This window comes from Nesterenkonia haasae (assembly GCF_010119385.1).
GTDB lineage: Bacteria > Actinomycetota > Actinomycetes > Actinomycetales > Micrococcaceae > Nesterenkonia > Nesterenkonia haasae.
Genome location: NZ_VFIE01000023.1, coordinates 22315 through 34338, shown reverse-complemented (window position 1 = coordinate 34338; position 12024 = coordinate 22315). Strand labels below are relative to the sequence as shown.

At 57.7% G+C, this 12024-nt stretch carries 3 protein-coding genes; all 3 read left to right on the top strand.

Translation table 11 applies throughout. The annotated features are described in order from the left end of the window. Nucleotides 1-148: 148 nt before the first annotated feature. Nucleotides 149-4348: a DUF7927 domain-containing protein gene (locus tag FH975_RS11420; protein ID WP_162321436.1), complete on the top strand. Its 4200-nt coding sequence runs from the start codon at nt 149-151 to the stop codon at nt 4346-4348. 466 nt (nt 4349-4814) lie between these two features. Continuing rightward, nucleotides 4815-7601 carry a LuxR C-terminal-related transcriptional regulator gene (locus tag FH975_RS11415; RefSeq protein WP_162321435.1) on the top strand — a complete coding sequence of 929 codons (2787 nt, stop codon included), beginning with the start codon at nt 4815-4817 and terminating at the stop codon, nt 7599-7601. Nucleotides 7602-7842: 241 nt separating this feature from the next. Further along, nucleotides 7843-11976, top strand: a complete 4134-nt coding sequence (locus FH975_RS11410; RefSeq protein ID WP_162321434.1) for an SdrD B-like domain-containing protein — start codon at nt 7843-7845, stop codon at nt 11974-11976. Nucleotides 11977-12024 lie beyond the last annotated feature (48 nt).

The following is a 12024-nucleotide window of genomic DNA, read 5'->3' as shown; positions in this document are numbered from 1 at the left end:
ATACCTGCTGTCGGAGATCTCGGGGCCCACCCATATCAAACAAAAGAAGGAGTGGAGCGTGCCTAGAGCGTTCATTCACCACCCCGAGTTTCCGCCGCCACGCGGTAAGCGAGGCGGAGCTAGAGCGGGTAGACACACGCTACGAAAATTGACTGCACTGGCTGCGACTGCTGCTGTTCTGGTCAGCACCTTCATGGGCGCGGCGCTGGCTGCGGATGTAGACAGCGCGTACGCTGCTCCGGTAGCTAACGGCGACATCGCAACCCTTGCTGATGGCGACCCCGAAGGCTGTGACTACGCTGACGCTGGCTCAGGGCTCTACGCTGAGACCATCTGCTGGCTAGACATGACTGAGTACGATAATGACCTCGCGCGTCAACCCGGCGGGCAGCCCATGAACATTACCTTGCCAGGTGGGTATGTCATTACATACAACGTAGTGACGAACGACGTTCCTGGATTTAACCGTAAAGACGTTCGTGCTGAGCCCGTTCCGACGGCTGCTCAGCATTTTGGTGGTGACAACTACACCGGCATAGGCGGGAATCCGAACCTATTTCAGTATGAGTTAGGTATCCCGAATCCTGGTATTCAAGTTACGCTTCAAGATATTGTAGTTACTTCCTCCGACGGGCATCCAATAGACGATTACAAGTTTGTAATGGTAGATACCCAGAACGTTAACAATGGAGAAATACTAGCCTGGGAGGCTAGCGCACCGATCGAGTTGGTGGACCAGCCTTCGCCTGATTTAGCGTTCGGATGTGGTGACACCGCTGTAGGGTTTGGGACCACGACTTTGGTTTGTGAGACACCCTCAGGTCCGGATGGGGAGGACAATGAGGGTTCGGGAGGCCACTTGATCGTTGGCGCTGATTCTCCAACGTGGGTATCTCAGACTTTGACAGGTTTTCGGCAGCAGCAGAGGTCTGGGTTTGCTTTTGGTGTCATGACATCTTCATATGAATTTGTCAAAGCAGTTGATTCCCGAGCCTCGGCTGACGATTCGTTTGACCTGTCTATTACGACTCCTACAGGACGATCTGCGGCGGCGGTGAGCACCGGACCTGAAAATGATTCAGTGACGACTGGACCCAGAAACATACTCGAAGGTGGTGAATTCGTCTTTGCTGAGGAAGGCGCCAACCTTGATGCCTATGATGCCTCGTGGGAATGCACCCGCAACGGAACAGTGGATCCGAACTTACCTCAAGGAGGGGTCGGCTACGAAGCTGGCGTAGAAGTTGTGAACACCGGTGACGCGATTCGTTGCGTCATAACAAACACGGTCAAACCCCGAATTCTTGAGCTTGTAAAAACTTCAGATGCTACGACAAATACTCGTTTCGGCGATACAGTGACGTACACTGTTGAAGGTTCTAATACCGGTACAGGCAACTTTACTGATGAATATCCTGCCGTAGTTTTCGATGATCTTTCCGGTGTTCTTGATGATGGTGCACTGGTTGATGGGTCGTGGGTGGCTACGGTTGATGGGGAAGCAGTTGAGGCTCCGTCGCTGATCGGTGATCTATTGGCATGGTCTGGGCCGTTGGCTTCGGGTGAGACTGTAGTAATCACGTATGAGGTGGAGTTGGCTGCTGGTGGTGACCGTGAGGTCCGTAACGTGGCCTTCCCTGGTGATACTCCTGATGATCCGCCGCCGACTCCTCCTTGTGGTGAGGATGGGGCTGTTTGTGAAGAGTTTGATCTTCCTGGTCTGACTGTGGAGAAGGCAGCTAGTTCTACTGAGTTGCCTGCTGTGGGTGAGGAACTTTCTTACACGGTGACAGTCACTAACGTGGGTCCTGGTGACTACACTGCTGATGCCCCAGCGACGATGAGTGATGATCTCTCTGATGTGCTTGATGATGCTGTGGTGGTGGATGGTTCGCTTTCTGCCACTGTGGGTGAGGCAAGCATTGATGGTGAGGAGCTCTCATGGTCTGGTGTGTTGGCTGCTGGTGAATCAGCGGAGATCACTTACACGGTGGAATACACCGGTGATGGTGATCAGATGCTGATCAATGTGGCATGCATTCCGGATCCTGCGGTAGAGGATGAGAATTGTGCCAGTAGCACGGTTCCGGCTGCTCTGCTGGATTTCAGTAAGTCATCTTCGCCATCAGATTCGCCTTTGGTGACTGGTTCGATCGTTGAGTACACGCTCACCTTTGACAGCATCGGTGAGGCTGCTGCTGATGTTGATCACCTGGATTATCTTGCGTATGTGCTTGATGATGCTGATTTCTTGGAAGATTCTCTTTCTGTAGGTGAGGGCCTCACTGCTGTTCGTGAGGGGGACCAGTTGTTGATTACTGGTTCTATTCCTGAAGGTGAGTCCCGTGAGGTGACGTATCAGGTTCAGGTCCGTGGTGCTGATGACCGCAGCGATGACCGACTCGTCAACCATGTGCTGGAAGCACCTGAGGATCCTGAGGATCCGGAGTTCCCACCGCCACCGAACCCGGAAGACCCATGTGAGGACACAGAAACCTCCACATGTAACCCAGTATCCGAAATCTCATACGAAAAGTCCGTTGAAGCCAGCACTTCTCCGATTGAGGCTGGTACGGAGCTGGCGTACACGGTGACGATCACCAACTCTGGTGCTGCTACCGGTGTGGTGGCCCGAGAGGATGTCCTGACCGATGTCCTCGATGACGCGGCACTGACTGTAGCTCCTGTCTCTGACACAGAGTCTGTGTTGGTGGGTGAGGTAGAGGATGAGAGGTTCTCCATCTCCGGTGAACTCGCAGCAGGTGAGACTGCGACGGTGACTTACACCGTGGTGGTCAACGCTGAAACTGAGCGTGGCAACAACAGTGCTGCGAACTTCCTGGTCACCCCTGGTGACACACCACCACCTCCGGGTGAGGATGAGGATTGTGAGGAGTGCACCAAAACTGATCTGCCGAATATTGCTGCTGGTAAGCAAGCCATCATCGACGGTGAAGTCGAAGATGCTGGTGTTGTTGAAACTGGCGATCAGGTCACCTACCGGATCGGTGTAATCAATACTGGTGAGGCAACAGGATCAGTGTTCTTCGCTGATGATCTCTCCGGTGTCCTTGATGATGCCGAGCTCGTTGATGGGCCTACTGTCACCGATAGTGAAGGTGTGCTGGCCGAGATCGTTGATGGTGTTCTGCTGATTACTGGTGAGCTAGGTGCCGGTGACGAGGCGTTCATCGAATACACGGTGGAGGTCCTTCCCGAGGGTCAGCGTGGCGATAACGAACTCGCCAACGCTGTGGTGAAACCGCATGACCCAGAAGTCCCTGGTGATGGAGGGGTGTGGATTCCGCATCCTGGTGAGGATCTTGACTGCAACACCTCAACGCTGATTCCTGAATTGGTGGACGCTAAATCGGTGAATCCCGCTTCCGGGACCCCGGTGACACCGGGCCAGGAACTGGAGTACACCATCGAGTTCGAAAACACCGGTGAAGCAACGGGCACCGTGAACAGGGTTGATGATTTGACCCACGTTCTCGACGACGCTGATCTTGTGGTCGAGCCCACCGCAACAGGTGGTCTCGAAGTGACTCGTGACGGGGCCCGGATCAGTATTACCGGTGACCTCGCAGCAGGAGAGAGCGCCACAGTGTCCTACACAGTGGTAGTCAAGGACGGGGATCGTGGCGACGACGTCATCGCGAACTTCGTGCTCAACCCGGGTGAAGAAGTACCCGAGGATCCCACAGGACCATGTGAAGAGACCTCTGCTCACGGGACATGCAACCCCATCGGTGACATTGTGGTGGAGAAGAGCGTCTCCGAAGATGACACCGTGGATCCCGGAGATGTCCTGACCTACACGCTGGAGTTTGAGAACACTGGCGCAGGTACAGCGGAGGTCTCCTTCGTGGACTACATGGCTGATGTACTCGATGACGCCACCTGGATCGGTGGAGTTGAAGCAACTGGTGGACTCAGCGTTGCTGGGCCGCTGGAAGATCAACTGCTGATCTCAGGTGAGCTTGAGGCAGGTGCTACTGGCAAGGTGTCATACAAGGTTCAGATCAATGACTACGCTGACCTTGGCGACTCCCAGCTGGTCAACTACGTGGTTCCGGAGGGCTATGGCCCACCGCCAAGCTGCGATGAGACCAACACTCAGTGCACCAGCACCACTGTGTCCGATCCGCCGCCAGCGCCTCCTGCTGATCCCAGCGAGCCAGGTACTCCGGGTGAACCGGTTGAACCCGGTAAACCTGGAGGAAGCCTCGCAATCACCGGTGCTACTATCCTCGGCCTGCTTGCCGCAGCTCTGGGCTTGTTGGTCATCGGGGGCGCGATCTACATGATCAGCCGTCACCGGCGGGAACTCGCCAACCTCGAGTGAGATGAGCGAACCAGCTGGATGAAGTTCTGACATAACTGAATAAAGGATGTGGCCCGGCGGGCTCTGGAGCGCAGCTCCGGAACGCCGGGCCACTTCTGTCTTCCCACAAGTAGGGACCAGAACACGGACCAATCACACAGTCCCAGTCAGCGTCACGGCGTCGAACGGGTGACAATTGGGTCAGACCTTTTCCTGCAGGTGCATACCGACCACCACACGCAGGAGGAGATCACCCTGATCGAAGCCCGTACCGGCTCCCCCAGAACAGCGCCGGTACGGGCTTCGTCTTCATGTGGGTGCGATGCGCGCCACTATATGCTGGAGGGACTATTGAGGGGTCCAAAACAGAAGCCCGGACATTGACGCGCCAAAAGTTCATGATGAGACTAGGCGAGAGTCCGCCGGAGTTTCCAAAGGGTGAAAATCCAGGGCCCTCCGGCTATGTCAGGGAGGTCACTCACACGGTATGGACACAGCATCGGCTGTAGAGGCTCCTTCACCCAAAGAGCCGAGCAACGACCTCGCAGGTCAACGCCAGAACTTGACGTTCCATATCCCAGCGTTAGCCCCAGATATCCCGCACCGTCCCCGACTGACCAGACACATCGAGGCTCATGTGGCCATTTCGGGATTCGCGGTGATTCTCGCACCCTCCGGAGCAGGGAAAACTACAGCGGCTGCACAATGGTCCCGCGAGTGGCCCCCTGGTCCAGTCCTCTGGCTTGATGGCGAAGACTCTGAGGGCGACAGTTGGAGTTTCTTTACGGATCTCATCGAAGAACTTGAGCACGTCTTGGACGTCGACTTCTCCGACTCCGTCGGCGACCGCCAAGAACCCCGCCCCCTGCGCAGAATGGGAACTGTTCTCTCCCGAGTCCTGAACCGTAGAAAGCTCCCCGTAGATATCATCGTGGACCAGGCAGAACACCTATCCCAAAGTAGCCTGAGACTCATCGCGGCCATCGCAGAACGCTGCCCCCACGTCAGGTTCCTGATCCTGGCGACCCACCTCGACCCCTCCTTCGTTTCAACTGCGAAGGCGAGGCTCGACGCGCAGGTCCTCCCCGCAGAGGAGCTCCAGCTCACGGGCGACGAGGTTGAACAAGCGCTCGGAGCTGCTGGCCTGACCACAGATGATGAGTCTGTGATGGCAAGCGTGACCTCACCGCTGATGGTTCGCTCATTGATTAGCTACGCCCGGCGCGCAGATCAAAACCAGGTCACGGCCGCGCAGGCTGAGCAGCTCAGCACAGATTTACGCGCACAATCCACGCGACGTGTGCTCGCCAACGCGGTGTTGGGCGCCGACGGAGAGGCCATGCTGCTGATCGGGCTGGTCGGAATAGCAACACCAAGTCTGCTGACGCCACTCCTCGGGTTCACCGCCGAGCAGTCCTGCACCATGCTGCAGCATCTTGAGCAATTGGGCATCGGCACCCACGACGACGGGGACATTTTTCGATTAGAATCCACGCTCGCTTCAGGGCTTAAAGAACTTGCTCAAGAGCGACTCACTCTTGAGCACCTCCAGCGCGCTCACGGTGTCATTTCAGACTGGTTCCTACAGAATGAACGGCCGTGGGAGGCAGCTCTCCACGCTGAGAGGGCCGGCGACTGGGAGCGGGTCGCGAAGATTGTGCTCCTCGATGTGACCACCTTCCCGCGAAGCGCTCAATCCGCATTTCGCCACATGCTCAGCCAAGTGCCAGCCGACGTGATGCGCCGACATCCACATCTGGGCTGGTACCGCATGCTCTTCATGTTCGGAGTGGCGACCCGACCTGCCATGGAGTCAGCCGCCGCAGAAATTATCGCGGCCCTCGATCCTGAGGCTGAAGGCTTGACGAAACTGGTCAACATGGCCGTCACGTTCGCGACGTACCGGGTGCTCGGCGAGTACCAAAAAGCTGAGACGCTCCTTGAAACGTTGCTGCCCGCCGTCGAGCAACTCCAGGGACTGGTAGGTGGCGACGTCGAGTTCCTCCCCCCAGAGCAGAAGGTACTTGTTACTGCCCTGCGCGGTTGGATCGCAAGAGCTCTGCGTACCTATGCAGCCTCTACCAAAATGTTCCTCGGTGATACCGCCTCTGCGCTGCGCCTGATCGAGCCGATGGTGGTCTCTCCAGTTGATGTGCACGGGGTTTTCAACTGGCGAAAGCTCTTCGCTTGCGGTCTGAAGGCGATGATTCTCGCCCACAGCGGGAACATCATCCAGGCACGAAGGGTTTTGGAATGGATTCAGAGCTTCGACCTCCCACCCGGCTGGGACCAGGCGTATGCGGGGGCGCCGGCCGTCATTGCCCAAGCACGAGTCGCGCTGGCTGATGGGCGCCCAGAAACCGCACGCGCCGAGCTGGACAAAGTGTGGCTAAACCACCCCACAATTGACCTCTGGGGCTTTATCCTGGAACTCAGAGCCCAGATAGCCATGCACTTTCCAAAACATGGAGAAGTCGGATTCCTCGCGACGGAATTAGAGTCGCGCCATGATCGCCCGCCGACAAGCCGATATGTGCAGGTGACGTTGCTCAGCCGCATGGCAACGACCGCGGCGGCGGCAGGGATGACGCCGACGGCAGAGCGCTACCTTCACCAAGCCCGTGAAATCGACTACCCGACACGACGTAGCGCGACCCTGGAACAGCACGAGATTATGGTCGAGGTCTGCTCCGAACGCTTTGCGAGCGCGAGGCAGCGGTCAGAAGCGCTGCTGCAAAGCCGAAACCTGACCCCTCATCAAGAAATGACGCTCCGTCTGAGTTGGGCGCTCGCTGAATACGCCCTGCTGAGACAGGACGGAGACACACAGGCGAGCCCTTTGGTGGCCGGTGATCAGCTGCGCGCCGCACTGGCGCTGGCCAACGAGTGCGGCACACCATATGAGGTGCTCATCTACAGTCCATCCCTAACCCGGTCGCTGCTACAGGATTACGCACCGGATCGGAGAGACCTCCTCACCGCCATTGATGAACGTCTCGCGGCCGCCGGGCGAGAACGTGAGGCGTCGGCGCACCAACCGACGGTGCCAGAACTATCGGATGCAGAAATACGAGTCCTTGAAGAACTCGCTCACACGGGCTCCCGCGTAGTGATCGCCCATAGGCTCTACCTATCGGTCAATACAATCAAAAGCCATTTGAATCGCCTGTATAAGAAGTTTGGTGTGCACTCTCGTGATGCCGCACTCGAGTTCGCCTACTCACATCACATGCTGGAAAGAAACAGTGATCAGGAGCACTCGGAAGGGTACTGAACGTTTCCGCTGCCGCTGGCACTTCCCATACCTGTTTGGCCTCTGACTAGGTGCAATCAGGAGGCTAACTGAGGGTTAAAGTCTATTTTCACCCTCTCCTGGATGGCCGTGCTCCCAGACCGATCCGTACGGTTGGACTGTTCATCACAGGCAGCCCCACTCCGAAACTTCTCTGAGGGCTGCATTTCTTCGCACTTGAAAGTGCACAACCTGCATTCGCATGTTCAGGGATGGGACCTTTATGAAAAAAACCGCACAGGGGGAACGAGAAAGGCGCACGCCAGTGGCCCGCCTCTTATCAATATTCCTCGCCGCTATTATCGCGTTTACTGGGGTCGTAGCGCTCACCCCCGCCGCTCACGCGCAAACACCAGGAGTCAGCACCACCCTCTTACTCAACGGTCAGGCTGCCGCCCCTGGTGCCGTCGTTAATCCCGGCGATGCACTCCGTGTCAACATCCAGTACACAGGGGACGTGATTCCTGGATCGACTGTAGAGGTTGAACTCGGAGGACTCCCTACGTCAATCGACCCTCAGTCTCTTGTCGTACCCTCCGGTAACACCGCCATCGACAGCGTCACTGAGTCCAACGGCAGCATCTTCATCACCTTCGCCGACCCCTTCCCAGATGACGTGCATCAAGGAGTCTGGGCCCTTGACTACACGGTCCAGGAAATTGAACGCAGTGAGAGCCGCACAGTCACATGGCGCGTCGATGGCGAAGAGCGTTCCGTGGACCTCATTGTCCGCGCGCCGGGTGACCAGTTTGAGAACGTCAACGACCGTCTAGCCAAAGGCGTCAACAACCCGGGCTGGGGAAACATCGTGACCGTAGACGAGGCCGGAAACGTCTCGTTGCGCGAATCAGTGATCGGACGGAACATTCGCTACGCACTGGTGGTGGACACCGCCCGGGATCAGTCCCGTGACGGATTCGCCATTTCAGATCAGCTGCCTGAACACATGGTCTATAACCAAGAGTCCTTTACCGCTGAGCTGACCACATGGGATGAGCACGGGCGGAACCGGCAAACCTCCACAGTAGAGGTTCCTGCCACATTCTCCGGAGACAACACCAGCTTCAGTGCCACCATGGACCTGCCATCTCCCTCCCAGCTGCGGATCACGTACGACGCACAGATCCGTGACGAAGACGCCCGAGCCGCGCTCGAGGCTCAGCTGCAGGAGCGCTACGACCAATTGGTCAGCGAGGACCGCACAGGCGAATTCAGGGTGACACTCACCAACACCGCCCAGCTGGGACAGGCCGAACGTACGGCGAATTTCCGCATTGGAGGCACCATCCAAGGTGCCCCAGGTGTTGTCCTGCCCAACCTGAACTCAGCCTTCAGCAAGACTGCAGATTGGGACCGTAAGGACGTCTCCGTTGACGAAGACGGCACGATTACTCCCCCCGCAGACATCACGTACACCCTGCGCACCAACCTCTCGCAGTGGGATGGTCGCGACGAGCACCACACACTGAACCGCAACGTCGTGGTCTCCGACGAACTGCCAGCACAGGCGCAGTGGAACACCAACGACGCCGCTTTCCTCACCTCAGAGGGGCTGGAACTGACACATGCGGCAACGTTCTCAGGAACGGCCGAACAGTTCGCTGCCGACGAGTACGTCGGACAGTATGCCGTGCTCGGACAGACCCTGTTGATCAACGTGGGAAAGAACGCTGAGACATCCGCGACGTTCAAGGTCAAGGCGCAGATCACGAGCATTGCTGATCTCTACGAGTGGAAGAACCCCAACAACAGTTCCTTCCACTACCCGGTCTCCAACGTGGCTGAATTCACCTATTCGGACGCTGCTCCGCATCAACGGGAGGCACGCGTGGACGTCATAGTTTGGGAGAGCAATGACGATGGTCGCTATGACCCGGACAAGTTCAACAAGACCACCCTCACTGACACAAGGATTGCGGTAGCTCCTGGTGAATCTGCGACTGTCGAATACGGATTCCTCGTCAGTGGTCTTGACCTGACAAAGAGCCACATCGTTGATTATGTCGATTCCCGAATCTTCGACCTATCCGACCTCGACGCGGTCGCTGAGAGCATCACCGGAAAGTACCAGCACTGGAGGGATCTAGATTCCACGCATTTCAACGTCACAGTAGATGATGATGACAATCTCATCATCCGGCTGAGCGAGGCTGGTATCGAGCTTGTGAAGGACAGCCCCACTGACCGCCTCGAGATCAATGTGGCGTTGACTACGCATCCCTTTGATGCCGCCCGGCAGACAGTGAGTATCACTAACCGCGCCAGCATTCTCGGCGAGGACGAAGAAGCGACCTACTGGTCCGAAGTGCGCAGCGAGGCCACGTCGTACGGTGATGAGGCACAGGTTCGCAAATGGATTCGCGACTCTGGTGCCCAAGAGTGGACCACGCACCTGCGCGCGGAAGTAGATGAAGACGGCGAGCTTGTCCAAGACGAGTACGTGTACAACATCGAGTTCATTCCCCACGGCAACTACCACGGTCTGACCATCATCCCGGTCATTGATGACTTACCCGCAGAGGTTGAGTTCCTCGGTTTCGTCTCTCACGACAACGTTGATTCCGGTGACGGCGCAGTCGACGGTCCGGTGGATATCGGAGGCAACCTGGAAGCGTCGTACGATGCAGAAAACCACCGGGTGACGATCTCCAGCCAGGAGGGCAAATTACTCACTAAGGAGAACAACATCAGCGCTAACGTGCTGGTGCGCATCACCGACTTTGAGTTGAACACGCCGATTATGAATGTCATCGGCGACGCCAGCGCAGGGCTGACACCTTCGGACGGTTACCCACTGTCGATCGCAAAGACAAACGCTACCGATGAGAACGTGGTGATTGACGACCGCGACTCAGTCTTCGAAATCCGCGACATGGACGGTAACGTCATCGTTGGCAACGCCTATGTGGAGAACGGATTCCTGCGCGTGCTTGACGAGGAGGGCCATGGCAGAAGCGCTCTCGTGCCGGAACCAGGGACCTACTCGGTACGTGAAGTGGTCGCACCGGAAGGTTACGAGCTCTCTGAAGAAGAGATCCTCGTCCATGTCGGTGAGAACGGCGAGACCGAGACCGTGACAATCCTCAACTACCCAGAGGAAGTTGAGGAAGAGACCCCCACATACGCGGTGGGTGACTACGTGTGGATCGACACCAACCGTGATGGTATCCAGGACGAGGACGAGGACCCCCTCGAAGGCGTCACTGTGGTGTTGCTCGACGGCGACGGCGAAGAACTCGACCGGACTACAACTGATGAGAACGGACGCTACATCTTCGACGAGCTGCCCGAAGGTGTGTACCAGATTCGCTTCGAGCTCACTGAGGAGCAGGCGGAGATCTACGAGTTCACTGTGCAGAACTCCGATGAGGATTCGACTGGCGACTCTGACGCTGACACCACAAACGGGCTGACCATCCGGTTCAGGTTGGGGGACGACAATCCTCACCTGACCCGGGACTATGAGTTCCAGGACTTCCAGGCCAGCGAAGGTATCGACCCCACATGGGATGCCGGTGTGATCCTCCGTGAACCAGACGAGCCTGAGCCAACCGAGCCTGCTGATCCGGAGCCATCGGAACCAACTGAGCCCGAGCCGTCGGAGCCTGCTGACCCGGAACCTTCTGAGCCTGCTGAGCCCGAGCCATCGGAACCGGCAGATCCGGAACCTTCTGAGCCGACTGAGCCCGAGCCATCGGAGCCTGTTGATCCGGAACCTTCGGAGCCTGCTGACCCGGAGCCATCGGAACCGACTGAGCCCGAACCTTCGGAACCGGCAGATCCGGAACCTTCTGAGCCGACTGAGCCCGAGCCGTCGGAACCGGCAGATCCGGAACCATCGGAACCAACTGAGCCCGAGCCATCGGAGCCTGCTGACCCGGAGCCATCGGAGCCGACTGAGCCCGAGCCATCGGAGCCTGCTGACCCGGAGCCATCGGAGCCTGCTGACCCGGAGCCTGCTGATCCGGAACCTTCGGAGCCTGCTGACCCGGAGCCGTCGGAACCAGCACCGTCGGAGCCTGCTGAGCCCGAGCCATCGGAGCCTGCTGACCCGGAGCCGTCGGAACCAGCACCGTCGGAGCCTGCTGAGCCCGAGCCATCGGAGCCTGTTGATCCGGAACCTTCGGAGCCGACTGACCCCGAAACTTCTGAACCTGAGTCATCAGATTCAGATGAAGCCGGTGAGCACCCCGGCCAGGGGAATTCCGGCAACGGAAACCCTGCGAGTGGCAAGACGCTCGCCACAACCGGTGTCTCAGTTGGATTGGCGGTGCTGGCGGCCTTGGCACTCCTGGGCTCGGGGCTTATGTTCCGCACATGGAGCTCCCGTCGCCAGATCTCAGAACTGGACAGCTGAGTCTGAGCGCTGAATAACGGAGGGCTCGGGTTCCACCTGAGCTTGGGC

What these genes read in the sequence shown, in the direction of transcription:
- FH975_RS11415 (WP_162321435.1), top strand. Translation starts at nt 4,815, where the DNA reads ATGGACACAGCATCGGCTGTAGAGGCTCCTTCACCCAAAGAGCCGAGC.
- FH975_RS11410 (WP_162321434.1), top strand. Translation starts at nt 7,843, where the DNA reads ATGAAAAAAACCGCACAGGGGGAACGAGAAAGGCGCACGCCAGTGGCC.